General features: G+C 68.6%; 12 protein-coding genes and 2 pseudogenes. 12 read left to right on the forward strand and 2 right to left on the reverse strand.

The window, feature by feature from the left end; genetic code table 11:
* Window positions 1-310: 310 nt before the first annotated feature.
* The 5 genes and pseudogenes from DEP02_RS11380 (at window position 311) to DEP02_RS11400 (ending at window position 4,364) form a co-directional block, all read left to right on the forward strand.
* Entirely contained in the window at window positions 311-1,678 is a 1,368-nt protein-coding gene (locus tag DEP02_RS11380; protein ID WP_112467224.1) for a M14 family metallopeptidase, read from the forward strand.
* Between the two features lie 84 nt (window positions 1,679-1,762).
* Window positions 1,763-1,966, forward strand: coding sequence for a CPBP family glutamic-type intramembrane protease (locus DEP02_RS35810; RefSeq protein ID WP_438947749.1), 204 nt, complete (start codon window positions 1,763-1,765; stop codon window positions 1,964-1,966).
* A gap of 697 nt (window positions 1,967-2,663) precedes the next feature.
* Window positions 2,664-3,488 (forward strand): PhzF family phenazine biosynthesis protein, encoded by an 825-nt coding sequence (locus tag DEP02_RS11390; RefSeq protein WP_112467225.1) that lies wholly within the window; start codon window positions 2,664-2,666, stop codon window positions 3,486-3,488.
* A gap of 57 nt (window positions 3,489-3,545) precedes the next feature.
* Window positions 3,546-3,923: pseudogene (locus DEP02_RS11395) on the forward strand (transposase family protein); the annotation flags it as partial.
* A 78-nt stretch (window positions 3,924-4,001) separates the two neighbouring features.
* Window positions 4,002-4,364, forward strand: coding sequence for a transposase (locus DEP02_RS11400; RefSeq protein ID WP_112467226.1), 363 nt, complete (start codon window positions 4,002-4,004; stop codon window positions 4,362-4,364).
* Window positions 4,365-4,394: 30 nt separating this feature from the next.
* Here the strand turns inward: DEP02_RS11400 and DEP02_RS11405 are convergent, their stop codons facing one another.
* Window positions 4,395-5,801: an NF041680 family putative transposase gene (locus tag DEP02_RS11405; protein ID WP_198668386.1), complete on the reverse strand. Its 1,407-nt coding sequence runs from the start codon at window positions 5,799-5,801 to the stop codon at window positions 4,395-4,397.
* 178 nt (window positions 5,802-5,979) lie between these two features.
* Between DEP02_RS11405 and DEP02_RS11410 the strand changes: the two genes are divergently transcribed.
* From DEP02_RS11410 to DEP02_RS11425, 5 genes and pseudogenes are all read left to right on the forward strand, one after another.
* Complete coding sequence (locus DEP02_RS11410) at window positions 5,980-6,990, forward strand: IS3 family transposase (RefSeq protein WP_157977418.1); 1,011 nt, start codon at window positions 5,980-5,982, stop codon at window positions 6,988-6,990.
* Window positions 6,991-7,054: 64 nt separating this feature from the next.
* Window positions 7,055-7,231 (forward strand): annotated as a pseudogene (locus DEP02_RS34555) (ISAs1 family transposase); the annotation flags it as partial.
* 97 nt (window positions 7,232-7,328) lie between these two features.
* Window positions 7,329-8,264, forward strand: a complete 936-nt coding sequence (locus tag DEP02_RS11415) for an ISAs1 family transposase (RefSeq protein ID WP_232839059.1) — start codon at window positions 7,329-7,331, stop codon at window positions 8,262-8,264.
* 762 nt (window positions 8,265-9,026) lie between these two features.
* Complete coding sequence (gene ltrA, locus DEP02_RS11420; protein WP_112467229.1) at window positions 9,027-10,493, forward strand: group II intron reverse transcriptase/maturase; 1,467 nt, start codon at window positions 9,027-9,029, stop codon at window positions 10,491-10,493.
* A gap of 22 nt (window positions 10,494-10,515) precedes the next feature.
* Window positions 10,516-11,583, forward strand: coding sequence for a glycoside hydrolase family 113 protein (locus DEP02_RS11425; protein ID WP_438947750.1), 1,068 nt, complete (start codon window positions 10,516-10,518; stop codon window positions 11,581-11,583).
* Between the two features lie 94 nt (window positions 11,584-11,677).
* On the opposite strand, the gene DEP02_RS33930 is transcribed toward DEP02_RS11425, so the two are convergent.
* Window positions 11,678-12,178, reverse strand: coding sequence for a Tn3 family transposase (locus DEP02_RS33930; protein ID WP_198668387.1), 501 nt, complete (start codon window positions 12,176-12,178; stop codon window positions 11,678-11,680).
* Between DEP02_RS33930 and DEP02_RS11435 the strand changes: the two genes are divergently transcribed.
* Window positions 12,107-12,490: a type II toxin-antitoxin system RelE/ParE family toxin gene (locus DEP02_RS11435; RefSeq protein WP_112467244.1), complete on the forward strand. Its 384-nt coding sequence runs from the start codon at window positions 12,107-12,109 to the stop codon at window positions 12,488-12,490. The two genes, DEP02_RS33930 and DEP02_RS11435, sit on opposite strands and share 72 nt — an antisense overlap.
* Entirely contained in the window at window positions 12,487-12,828 is a 342-nt protein-coding gene (locus DEP02_RS11440) for a helix-turn-helix domain-containing protein (protein WP_112467230.1), read from the forward strand. The genes DEP02_RS11435 and DEP02_RS11440 overlap by 4 nt, the downstream gene beginning before the upstream one ends.
* The last annotated feature ends 27 nt before the right edge of the window (window positions 12,829-12,855 follow it).

Consider the following 12,855-nt stretch of genomic DNA (forward strand, 5'->3'; position numbering starts at 1 on the left):
CCGCCTCGGACGCCTCACCCGCCAAGGCTTCCTCACCCAACCCGGACGAGGCCGCTACAAGAAACGGACTTAACGCCCTCTGAAAGGCCAACCACCCGCCAGCCGCGTCCCCAACCTCTCAAGGCAATACACCTAGTGCTCATGTGACGTCAGGTCACCAAAGCGGGTACTCGGTGATCGCGCAAGGGCCCTGCGGAACGGGACGGGACACGCCGCGACCACGGCTGGGCTATTGACACGACCATGTCATATCCGGACGATGCCTCGCACGGGAGAGCCACCCGTACCCCCCCACCCAGGAGACATCAGCATGCGACTTCGCATACGCGGCTCCCGCGGCAGAAGGCCCGCCACCCTCACGGCCTTACTGGCGCTCGCCGTCGTGGTCCCGCTCGGCGCCGCGACCGGCACCGGCACGGCCACCGGCACCGGCACATCGGCCGCCCTCGCCGCCACCTCGGAGGAGGTCATCCGGCAGTACGAGATCCACGGCCCGTCCACCCCCGCCGAGCGCACCGCCCTCGCCGCCACCGGCGTCTCGATCGACGAGGCCGACTCCCACGTGGTCGTCGTCAGCGCCAACGCCGCACAGGCACGGCGGCTGCGCGCCCTCGGATACAAGCTCGACGCTCTGCCCGCCCCGCCCGACCGCACCGGCGGCAAGGCCCCCGGCACCTCCCTCGGCGCCCTGGACTTCCCCTCCGCCGACTCGCGCTACCACAACTACGCCGAGATGAACGCGGAGATCGACCAGCGACTCCAGCAGTACCCGAACATCATGAGCCGCCGCGTCATCGGCAAGAGCTACCAGGGCCGCGACATCGTCGCCATCAAGATCAGCGACAACGTGGCGACGGACGAGAACGAGCCCGAGATCCTCTTCACCCACCACCAGCACGCGCGCGAGCACCTCACCGTCGAGATGGCGCTCTACCTGCTGCGCGAACTCGGCGCCGGCTACGGCTCCGACTCCCGGATCACCAACGCCGTCAACAACCGCGAGATCTGGATCGTGCCCGACCTCAACCCCGACGGCGGCGAGTACGACATCGCCTCCGGCTCCTACCGCAGCTGGCGCAAGAACCGCCAGCCCAACGCCGGTTCGACGTCCGTCGGCACGGACATGAACCGCAACTGGAACTTCAAGTGGGGCTGCTGTGGCGGATCCTCCGGCTCGTACGGCTCCGAGACCTACCGCGGCTCGGCCCCCGAGTCCGCGCCTGAGGTGAAGGTCGTCGCCGACTTCGTACGCTCCCGGGTCGTCGGCGGCAAGCAGCAGATCAGGGCCGGCATCGACTTCCACACATACAGCGAGCTGGTGCTCTGGCCGTACGGCTACACGTACAACGACACCGCCCCCGGCCTCACCCAGGACGACCGCGACGCCTTCGCCGCGGTCGGCCGCAAGATGGCCGCGAGCAACGGCTACACGCCGCAGCAGTCGAGCGACCTCTACATCACGGACGGGTCGATCGACGACTACCTGTGGGGCGCGCACAAGATCTTCGGCTACACCTTCGAGATGTACCCGCGCGGCTCGAGCGGCGGCGGCTTCTACCCGCCGGACGAGGTGATCGAGCGCGAGACCAGCCGCAACCGCGACGCGGTGCTGCAACTGATCGAGAACGCCGACTGCATGTACCGGTCGATCGGCAAGGAGCAGCAGTACTGCGCGTAGTCCCCGAGGCCGCCGTGGCATGGACTTCCCTGCCGTGCCACGGCGGTCGCGTGTCTCTGCTCCATCTGCCCCTCCCTGGCGGTCATGGCCGTCTTCGTTGCGGTGCAGGCCGCAGCCGAGGAATATGTCTTCCGGGGCTGGCTGACCCAGGCCGTCGGCGCCTTCCTGCGCTCCCCGTGGGTCGCCGTGCTCCCCCAGGCCGTGCTGTTCGCCACCGCCCACGGGTGGGGCACCACATGGGGATTCATCGACCTGCTGCTCTTCGGCCTCGTGGGGGGGGGTGGCTGACCATCCGAACGGGCGGCCTGGAAGCCGCCATCGCCCTGCACGTCCTGAACAACCTGCTGGCCTTCGGCGTCTCGGCCGCAGTCGTCGACGGACTGTCCTCCGACGACACCGCCGCCGACGCCCCCTGGCAACTCGCCCTCGCGGACACGGCGACCGTCTTGGCCTACGCCGCGATCGTCCTGCGCATTGCCCACCGTCACCGCCCGCAGCGCCTTGCACTCCCGGCCGCGCCGCCCGCACCACCGGCGCCGAATCCCTATCCTCAGCCGTTAGTTGCGCCGCCGCCGGTCGGCGTGCCGCGCTCACACGACGCCGCACCCGACCCCGGCAGGCCGAACCGCGGAGAGCAGCCGGTGCCAGAGAGCGACCCCTGATGGGCGTGTCTCTGTTCCAGCGCCACTGGCGTTCCTTTGAGGAGCCCTGCGCCGTGCACTGCTCGGGGTCCGCGCGGACCCCGAGCAGTGCACGAGTCCGGCAGTCGCGGACTGCCGGACTCACAGACTCTGTGAAGATGATCGATTCCAAGGGGTCAGTGATCGTAGGCGGGCGCAGCGATCAGCCCGCCCAAACTGATCAATCTGGCCCCGGCCTTGGCGGCACAGATCGGCATGTGGATGGACACCCCGGGCGGAAAGTAGGTCCACTTTTATGAAATTGGACTTTGTGTCACTGTGATTGGCGTCGATACGGTCGCGGTATGCGAATCCACGTCGTAGACGCCTTCACCGACCGGCCGTTCGCCGGCAACCCTGCGGGCGTATGCCTGCTCGATACCGAAGACTGGCCTGAGGATGCCTTGATGCAGCAGGTTGCTGCCGAGATGAACTACTCGGAGACCGCCTTCGCGCGGCCGCTCCCCGCTGGCGACGACGCCGACTGGGAGATCCGCTGGTTCGCCCCGCTTGTCGAGACCAATCTGTGTGGCCATGCCACTTTGGCTACGGCGCACACACTGCGGCGGGAGCGTGGGGTTGTCGGTGCGCTGCGTTTCCGGAGCCGGTTCAGCGGCATCCTCACCGCTCATACGCACGAGGACGGCCGCATCACCCTGGACTTCCCGGCCGCGCCCGGCACGGAAAGCCCGTTGCCGGAAGGCCTGTCGGAGGCCCTGGGGGTGAAGCCGGAGGCCGCCTTCCGCACCGGTGCGCTCGGCGATCTGTTGACCGTCCTGCCCGACGAGGCCACCGTCCGGGCCGTAATTCCCGACCTCAATGTGATGGCCGACATGACCCGCCGCGAGGGCCTGCGCGGTGTCATCATCACAGCCCCGGCACCCCCCGGCCTGGAGTACGACTTCGTCTCCCGCTTCTTCTCACCCGCCGAGGGCATCCTCGAGGATCCGGTCACGGGCAGCGCCCATACTGCACTGGCCCCCTACTGGTCGACGCGGATCGACCGCGGAGAGCTCACCGGCCTGCAGGTATCCGCGCGCACCGGGCTGGTCAGGACCGCCGTGCACGGTGACCGCGTCCATCTCACCGGGCACGCGGTCACCGTTCTTGACGGGACTCTGCATGTTTAACTGATTGATTCCGCGGGATCGGCTGCACGCATGAGCGAGGGGGCCCAACGTCAGTGTATGAAGACAGAGTTGGACTCCCTCGCCACCGCACTCTATGTGAAGACCGACGACCTGCTGAAGGCATCGCCGCATCTGGCGCCTTGGCGTCCGGCGGTCGGGATCGCTCCGCAGCTGACTGATGCCGAGCTGGTCACGCTCGCGATGATGCAGGCCATGTTGGGCTTCACCTCCTAGGCCAAGTGGCTTCGCCACGCCCGCTGCCACCTGCGGCATCTGTTTCCCTGCCTTCCGCAGCAGCCCGGCTACAACAAGCGCCTGCGCAAGGCCGCCGGGCTACTGCGGAAGGTGACCCGGCTGCTGGCCACCGAAACTTCTGTATGGAGCGACGACGTGTGGATCGTGGATTCCACGCCGGTGGAGTGCGGACACTCCCGCCCTCTCTGTCAGCCTTGGGTGAGACGTCCCGCTTCGGCGGGTTAGCCTGAGAGGGCACGACAGGAGAACCACCCCCTCATGACCAGCAGCAAGTCCGCCGGAGCCGACCCGGCTCCCCGGCCGAAGCGCCGTACTTTCAGCCCGGAGTACAAGCTGCGGATCGTGGCCGAGTACGACGCCGCCCCGCAGAACGAGAAGGGCGCGGTCCTGCGGCGCGAGCGGCTGTACCACTCGCATGTGAGGGAGTGGCGGGCCGCGCGGGATGCCGGGGCCCTGGAGAAGCTGGTCGACCAGCGCACCAGCCCGGCGAGGCCGAAGAAGTCCGCTGCCGAGGCGGAGAACGAGAAACTGCGCCGCCAGGTGGAGCGTCTGGAGAAGGAACTGGCGCGGAACAAGGCCGCGTTGGAAGTTATGGGAAAAGCTTCCGCGCTCTTGGCTTGAGATTTAACCCTTCTTCTTGCGTCTCACCTTCTACGCTGTGCCCGTTTTGCGAAGTTCAGATCCGAGTCGATGGCGTGGAGCTGGGGTGTTCTTGACACCCGGCGGACGGCCGGGACCGGGGTGACTCGTTTTCGGCACGCGGCTCGGGGTGCCCAGGCGGTCGCGGACGTGGCGAAATGCGCGGCGGACCCGGTAGGGCGTGAGCGGCTTGCCGGGACGGGGCCTGCGTTCCCAGGGCCGGCGAAGGTCATCGACCAGGCCGCGGGCGAGACGGAGTTGGGTATAGGCGGCGATCAGCAGCCAGGTCCAGCGCACGGCCTGCTCGGGGTGGCGCAGGCGGGCGGCGGTCCAGCCGAGCTGGGACTTCATCAGCTTGAAGGTGTGCTCCATGTCGAAGCGCCGCAGGTAGGCCCGCCAGCACACGTCCAGGTCCGGCAGCTCGGGACCGCGATGCCACAGCCACAAAGTGCGGTGCGGACTGCGTCCGTCCGGCAGGCATTCGACGCGGACCTCGATGACGGTGCCCTCGAGGATCGGCAGGCGGGAGAACAGCTTCGCGCCCAGCGTCGCGAAGTAACCGATGCGATGCACCTTCTGGTGCATGCGGTGCCAGGCCCGCACCTCGACTCGCCCGTATCGGCTGGTCTCCGGGACGGTCAGCAGCTGGTCGGGGCGGCGCAGGTTCACCGGCGCGGCCAGTTCGAAGCGCCGGCCGTGCACCCCGTTGCGGCCGGGGCCGGGCTTGCGGGGGCCGGGGCGGCCGTCGTAGAAGACCCTGTCACCGGCGATGCGCACCAGCGTCTGGACCGGAACCCCGTCCAATGCGTGGGCCAGTGCCGTTGCGGCATAGCCCTGATCCAGGATGAACAGCGGCGCCGGCCGCTCGGGCCCCTGGCCCCGGCGGCCGAGTCGGCCGGCGATGTCGCGTATCTGGGCCGCGGTCGAGGCCACCGGGCAGGAGCCTTCGGGCAGGCGGCGGGCATCGACCGGGAGGGTCCAGGACGAGCTGCCCCACTCCAGACCCGTCACCCATTGGAACTCCCAGCCCGGCACCACCTTGCGATCGCCGTCGCAGCGGCACGGCGCGTAGTGCAGCCCGCGGTCCGGGGAACACTCGGCGTTCGGGCGGGGGAAGGTGGTCGCGTCGACGCCGAACATCAGTGGCGCGCCGGTGGGCAACTGGTCGACCAGGAGATCTCGCAGTCGGTCCTCGTCGATACGGCCGTCGGCCAGCGCGTCGTAAAGCGCGCCATGGCCACGGCGGAACACCGGCTCCAGCGACAGCTCCACCAGCGAGGTGACCGGCCGCTCGGTGCACATCACCGCGTCGGCCAGCTCGAACAGCGTGTCGGCCCGCCTGTCCAGGCAGTCGTAGAACCGGTCACGGAAAAGGGACAATTGCGACAACGGCTCGACGTCGGCGTCCTCGTGCAGCACACTCACTTCAACGGCCTTCGGGTGATCGGTGTTGACTCTGGCGAGAAGACACGATCGCGCGAAGGCCGCCCTGCTGTCCGGGGAACCGGCGAACCAACCCAAGTCGATCTTGGATTGGTTAAATCTCAAGCTTGGAAATGATTTCCGAGGGCGCGGACTGAACGCTGCCGTCGCCCCGGTGGTCGATGACGCGTTCACCGGCGTCGAGGGCGTGCTGGGTGTGACCGCGGCGTGCCGGCTGACCGGCCGCTCGCGGGCCACCCACTACCGCCGGCTGCGTCCGGCGCCACCACGCCGACTCCGCAAGCCGCAGGTCCAGCCCTCGGCTCTGACGGCCGAAGAGCGTTCTGCGGTACTGGAGTTGATGAACTCAGGCGAGTACGCCGAACTGGCGCCCGCGCAGATCTGGGCCCGCGAGCTGGATGCCGGGCGCTACCACTGCTCCGTCTCCACGATGTACCGGATCCTGCGCGAGAAGGGCCAGTCCGGCGAGCGCCGAAGACAGGCCACCCACCCCGCCCAGGCGGTGCCCGAGCTGGTGGCAACCGCCCCGTCGCAGGTGTTCACCTGGGACATCACCAAGGCGGCCGGACCGGCCAAGGGCGTCTGGTACCACGCCTACGTCATCATCGACATCTTCAGCCGCTACATCGTCGGCCACACCGTCGAGGCCGCTGAATCGGCCGAACGGGCCGAGGAGTTGATCCGCGAGGCCATCGTCCGCAACGGGATCGTGCCCGAGACCGTGCACGCGGACCGCGGCACCTCGATGACGAGCAAGAAGGTCTCCCAGCTGCTGATCGACCTCGGGGTGACAAGGTCGCACTCCCGGCCGAAGGTCTCCAACGACAACCCCTACAGCGAGGCCCAGTTCAAGACCACGAAGTACATGTCGGACTATCCCGAACGGTTCGACTCGCTGGCCCACGCCCGCGAGTGGTTCGACGCGTTCATCGCGTACTACAACCACGAGCACCGGCACTCGGGCATCGGCTGGCACACACCCGCCTCCGTCCACTTCGGGACCGCCGAGGAGGTCCGCGACCAGCGGGCCGTCACCCTCGATCAGGCATACGCCCAGGGGCTGTTGCATGATCGCGATCGGTCCGGAACGTCGGGCTGGTCCGGCCCTGGGGCGGACGTCCCGGTTCGGGCAGGGGCAAACGCAGTGCAGGCACGGTCTCGGTGATCATGTGAGTGTCGAAGTCCCATGAACACTTGGCGAGACCGTGCCTGCTCCTGCAGCTTCCCCCATGCCCACCGCGCTGGACCAACTGGCCCAGACTCCCGCACCGGCCCCTCTGGCGGACGCGGTCCGCCTGTCCGGATTTTTGGATCTGCTTCCCGACCCACGAGGCGTCCGCGGCCGCCGCTACTCGCTGCCGGCCCTGGTCGCCGCGGCCGCAGCGAGTGTCCTGGCCGGCGCCCGCTCGTTCACCGCGATCACAGAATGGATCAGCGACGCGCCCGGATGGGCCTGCCGGGCTCGCGGTTTCCCCGTCGACCCGCTGCCCGGCACCGCGGTGCGTGCCGCACCCCCACACCCTGCGCCGTCTCCTCGTCCAGCTCGACGGCGACGCCCTGGACCAGGCGATCGGAGCCTTCCTCGCCTCCCGCGCCACCCCGGCCGGTCCCGAGCTGAGGGCGATCGCGGTCGACGGCAAGGCCCTGCGCGGCTCGCGCACCGCCACCACCACGCACCTCACCCTGCTGGCCGCGATGGACCACGCGGGCCACGTCCCGGCCCAGCGCCAGGCCGCCGACAAGAGCAACGAGATCCCCGCCTTCCAGCCCCTGCTGTCCACCATCGACCTGACCGGCACGGTCATCACCGCCGACGCCCTGCACACCCAGCACGCCCACGGCAGCTACCTCCGCGCCCGCGGTGCCCACTACATCGCCCAGGTCAAGGCCAACCACCCCGGTCTGTTCGACCGCGTCCGCCATCTGCCCTGGCGCGAGATCGCGCTCGACCACTACGACCGCACCCGGGCCCACCACCGCCTGGAGATCCGGCGGCTGAAGACCGCTGCCTTCGCCCACCTCGACTACCCCGACGCCCGCCAGGCCCTCCAAGTCGTCCGCTGGAGGAAGGACTTCACCAGCGGCAAGCTGACCATCGAGCGCGTCTACCTGATCACCAGCCTGCCGCCCGGCACCGCCGGCGGCGCCCGGCTCGCCGACTGGATCAGAGGGCACTGGAAGATCGAGAACCTTCTGCATCACGTCCGCGACCGCACGTTCCGCGAGGACGACTCCAAGATTCACGCCGGCCGTCTCCCACGCGTCATGGCCGGCCTGGGGGCACCTCCCGGCCGAAGGTTGGGGGAGCAACCTCGCCATCGGCGTCCACCGCCAGGACGGCCACACCAACATCGCCGCCGCTCTACGCCACACCGCCCGCGACTGCCACAGGCCCCTGGCCGCCCTCGGCCTCACCGGATGAACCCGGACAGATCTTGATCATGCAAGGGACCCTGGGCATACGCCCGCCACCCCGAACGCTTCGGCCGCCGCCCCCGACCACCCGGGATACCCCCGCAGGCGTGGATCAACGACCCGGCCAAGCGCCGCGAACCCACACTACAAATCTCATAGCGTCACGACCGTCTCACTGGACTTGAAATCTTCGTGCGCCGTGGAAAGCGCTGTTTGACCGAGTGGAGGTGGAAGACCTGCACCGCTCGCCCCGTCGCAGCGGGGCGAGCGTAGCTGGCGGCAGCCTGATCCGGGAGGTGCCGGGGAGGGCAGGAGCAGCCGCGACAAAGCCGGGACGGCCCAGGACTGCCAGATGGGTCGGGTCCGGCGAGCGAGACGCAGAGGTGTACGAGAGGAACCGGCGTTTACGCCCCGAAATGAGTCACCGGCTCAAACCTGGTGGATCTGGGCCGGATGCGGTGCGCACCCAACTCCCTTCAGAGATTGGGGAACTCCCGGGCAGGTTTGTGAATGCAGGCCCGGGAGGCCGTGGTGAAGGCCTGCGGCGTAACCACGGCGAGGCCGCCGGGGCAGAGCCGGGCGCCTACTGCGGCAAACGGTCAGCAGTGAACACGGGAACCGTCCCGGATCTGCCGCCGTGCCGCGCGGCCAGCGCGGTCCGGCGGCTGGGCCCATCGTCGGCCGACCGGTTCGGGACGGGGCGGAGCCGCCGTAGTACTCGGAGCCGGGGAGAGCCCGGAACAGGGGGAAGGGCGGCAGCAGTTCCAAGAAGGGAAGGAGACTGCAATGCCAGAAGACGCACCGCCGAACGGCGGCGCTCCGGCCGGATCGGCCCCGCTGGGACCGCCGGGTCGGGTACTGGAGATGCAGACCAAGCTTCACCGTTGGGCGGTGGCCGATCCCGGTCGCCGGTTCGACGACTTGTTCAACTTCGTGCACGATCCGGCGACGCTGATGATGGCGTTCGACCGGGTCTCGGGCAACCAGGGTTCCCAGACCGCCCGCGTGGACGGCCTGACGGTCGCCAATGTCGAGTCGGCCCCGGGGGCGCCTGGGTTCCTGGACGCGTTGCGCGCGGACCTGAAGTCCGGATCGTTCCGGCCGCTTCCGGTGAGGGAACGCAAGATCCCCAAGCCGGGCGGATCCGGGAAGGTCAGGAGCCTCGGGATTCCTTCCGTGGCCGACCGGATCGTTCAGGCCGCGCTGAAGCTGGTGCTGGAGCCCATCTTCGAGGCCGACTTCCTGCCGGTCTCCTACGGGTTCCGGCCCAAGCGGCGAGCCCAGGACGCGATCGCCGAGATCCAGCGGTTCGGCACCAAAGGCTACCGATGGGTGCTGGACGCCGACATCGAGGCGGCCTTTGACAACGTCTCGCACCGCGCCGTCATGGACGCGGTGCGGGCACAGGTCAAGGACAAGCGCGTCCTGGCGCTGGTGAAGGCATTCCTGAAGTCGGGCATCCTCACTGAGGACGGCCAGCGCAGGGACACCCCCACCGGTACCCCGCAAGGAGGCATCCTCTCCCCACTGATCTTCAACATCGCGCTGTCGGCGCTCGACGAGCACCTGCACCGCGACTGGAGGCCCGGCGGGCGGATGGATGGTCAGTATCCGCGCAGGAAGCGCCGTCGTCATGGCCTGCCCAACTGGCGAATCGTCCGCTACGCGGACGATTTCGCGATCTTGGTGCATGGCTCCGCCGACGACGCCCGCGCACTCCAGGACGAAGTGACCTCCGTGCTCGAACCCCTGGGACTACGGCTGGCACCAGCCAAGACCCGGGTCGTGCACATGGAGGACGGGTTCGATTTCCTCGGCTTCCGCATCCAATGGAAGCGCAAGCGGGGAACCGACCAGTGGTACGTCTACTTCTTCATCGCCGCGCGGCCCATCCGTTCGGTGAAGGCGAAGATCCGTGCCCTGACCCGCAGGACGTCACAGGCCAATCCCGCAGACGTGCTGATCCGGCTCAACCAGATCGTGCACGGCTGGACCAACTACTTCCGGCACGCAGTTGCGAAGCACACGTTCCGGATGCTGGGGATCTTCCTCTGGCATCGAGTGATCATGTGGCTGAAGACGCTGCACCGCTGGTCGTGGAAGGACATCCGCAGATGGCTCCTGGGACCCGACGGGTCCTGGCTGCCGATCGCGGTGGACGGGGTGGAACTGGTCAACCCGGCGCGGACGCCCGCGATCACGCGGTACCGCTACCGGGGCGACACAATCCCCACCCCCTGGACGACCGCCTGAGGAACAGCCCACGGCAGGAACTGTGGAGAGCCCGGTACTCGGTAACGGGTACGCCGGGTTCGGCGAGCGGCCTGGAGAGACGGGCCGGTGGCAACACTGGTACCGCGCTCCAGGCCGACTCAACCGCTTCGACCCCGGCCTGGTCGAGAAAGAGCTGACCGTCATCCGCGACGATCTCCACTGCAACGCCGTCCACATCACCGGCGGTGACCCGGATCGCCTGGAGCTCGCCGCCCGCTACGCCGCCGAACTCGGACTGGAGATCTGGTTCTCGCCCTACCCGCTGGAGCTGACGACCGACGAGATCCTCACACTGGTCGCCGACTGCGCAGAGCGGGCCGAGCAACTCCGGACGCATGGAGCCGAGGTCGTGTTCGTCACAGGCGTTGAGCTGAGTGTCATGAACCGGGGGTTCCTCGAAGGCGACAGCACCGACGAGCGACTCGGCTGGCTGCTGGGCGACCCGGCCCGTCGGCCCGGGAGAATCGCCGCAGCCGACACCCGTGTCAACTCCTTCCTCCGCGAAGCCGTGGCGGTGGTCCGTGAGCGCTTCCACGGCAAGGTCACCTACGCCGCCATACAGTTCGAAGGCGTCGACTGGGACTTGTTCGACTTCATGACCTTCGAACTCATCCGGTCCGCGGAGGTGGCCGACCGATTCCGAGACGGCGTGCGCAGTCTCGTCGCACAGTCCAAACCGGTCGCCATCACCGGCTTCGGCACCGCCACCTGGCGCGGCGCGGGTGACATCGCGCCCCGCAGCATGGAAATCCTCGAAACCGACGAAGTCACCGGTACGCCGCTCCGGCTGACCGGGGAGTACGAGCGCGACGAGGCCGGCCAGGCGGCATACCTGAGCGAGCTGCTGGAGATCTTCGACAGCGAGGGCGTCGACAGCGCCTTCGTGTTCCTCTTCGCGCTCTACAACCTGCCCCACCGCCCTGGCGGAGACCCCCGCGACGACCTTGACCTCGCCAGCCTCGGCATCGTCAAGATCCTCGAAGACCGCCACGGCGACACTTACCCCGATCTGCCCTGGGAGCCCAAGGCCGCCTTCGCCGCGGTTGCCGACCACTACCGCGGCGGCTGACTGCCTGCCGTCGTCAGGGCTCACGCCTGATTGTCGCGACACTCGTCTGCGGCCGGGTCGCGCAGCGGGCGTGAGCCAGGCGTGGTCGGGCGGGTCAAGGGTCCTGGGCTCCGGGGACCGCACAGCGGAGGTCGCCCAGGTCAGGCGGCCGTCCCGAAGCCGAAGGCTTCAGGTGCCTGGCCGCGGAGCGAGGTGAAGTCGACGTCGAGGTGCGGGTCGTAGGCCTCGGGCTCAAGGCCGAGTTCGTGTCCTGCTCGACGGTGTCGTTGTCGGTGAGGACGCCGCCGTTGCCGAAGCCGATCCACTGGGAGAAGCCGTTGAACGCCTCGACCTTGTTGGTTGCGGCGGTCACCCGTCGGCGCAGCGGGGCGTCGGAGAGGTAGCGCAGCAGCTGGACGGTACGGAGGCCCCGCCCAGGGAAGGTTCGGCACTGCCCTCGCCCGCCGTCTCCACGCGCACCGCCGATGACGGGGCGGCGCCCGCGCGCTTGAATATGTCGGAGGCGACATATAGTGTGGCGTGGGTGGATGGACTTCTCACCATCGAGCTCGAGCCTGAGGTGCGGGACTGGCTGGACGCCCTGCCGGCCAGGCATTTCCTCAAGATCGACGAATACGTCGGCCTGCTCGCGGAACACGCCGGCGTGCTCGGCGAGCCCTACGCCCGCTACCTCGGCGACGGAGTCCGGGAGCTGAGGCCTACCCTCAACGGCGCCGCCATACGCATCACCTACTGGCTCACCCCGAACCGCACCGCCGTCCTGCTGACCGTCTTCCGCAAGACGAGAATGCGGGAGGACGCCGAGGTCAGACGCGCCAAGCTCGCGCAAAAGGTCTGTGAGGTCGAGCACGGCCCGGCCCACGAAGAGTTCGTCCGCACCATCGAGGAAGGAGAGGTGGAGCAATGAGCCACAGCCGTTGGAAGACACTGCGCGAGCGCAAGCTCGCCGAGGGCCTCACCGAGCCCGAGGACGTGGCCGAGGCCCGCCGCGAGATCCGGCTGTCCATGGCCCTGGCGAAAGCCGTGTACGACCGGCGCACCGAACTCGGGCTCACCCAGACCGAACTGGCCGGCCGCGCGGGCCTCACCCAGGCGAAGATCTCCCGGATCGAAGGCTCCGACACCGTCCCCACACTGCCGCTCCTGGCCAAGCTGGCCAAAGCCCTGGACGCGACCCTCAACATCGCGCTCGACCACGACGACACCCAGGTGACCTTCACCGCGCACCGCACCGACGCAGCCTGAACCGGCCGGGCACCTTCCCGCGCACCA

The sequence above is a fragment of the Streptomyces triticisoli genome (genome assembly GCF_003270085.1).
Lineage (GTDB): Bacteria > Actinomycetota > Actinomycetes > Streptomycetales > Streptomycetaceae > Streptomyces > Streptomyces triticisoli.

Excerpts from the sequence above, each read along its gene's own strand:
- DEP02_RS11380 (WP_112467224.1), top strand. The coding sequence starts at position 311 with ATGCGACTTCGCATACGCGGCTCCCGCGGCAGAAGGCCCGCCACCCTC.
- DEP02_RS35810 (WP_438947749.1), top strand. The coding sequence starts at position 1,763 with ATGGCCGTCTTCGTTGCGGTGCAGGCCGCAGCCGAGGAATATGTCTTC.
- DEP02_RS11390 (WP_112467225.1), top strand. The coding sequence starts at position 2,664 with ATGCGAATCCACGTCGTAGACGCCTTCACCGACCGGCCGTTCGCCGGC.
- DEP02_RS11400 (WP_112467226.1), top strand. The coding sequence starts at position 4,002 with ATGACCAGCAGCAAGTCCGCCGGAGCCGACCCGGCTCCCCGGCCGAAG.
- ltrA (WP_112467229.1), top strand. The coding sequence starts at position 9,027 with ATGCCAGAAGACGCACCGCCGAACGGCGGCGCTCCGGCCGGATCGGCC.
- DEP02_RS33930 (WP_198668387.1), bottom strand. The coding sequence starts at position 12,178 with ATGCCTGGCCGGCAGGGCGTCCAGCCAGTCCCGCACCTCAGGCTCGAG.
- DEP02_RS11440 (WP_112467230.1), top strand. The coding sequence starts at position 12,487 with ATGAGCCACAGCCGTTGGAAGACACTGCGCGAGCGCAAGCTCGCCGAG.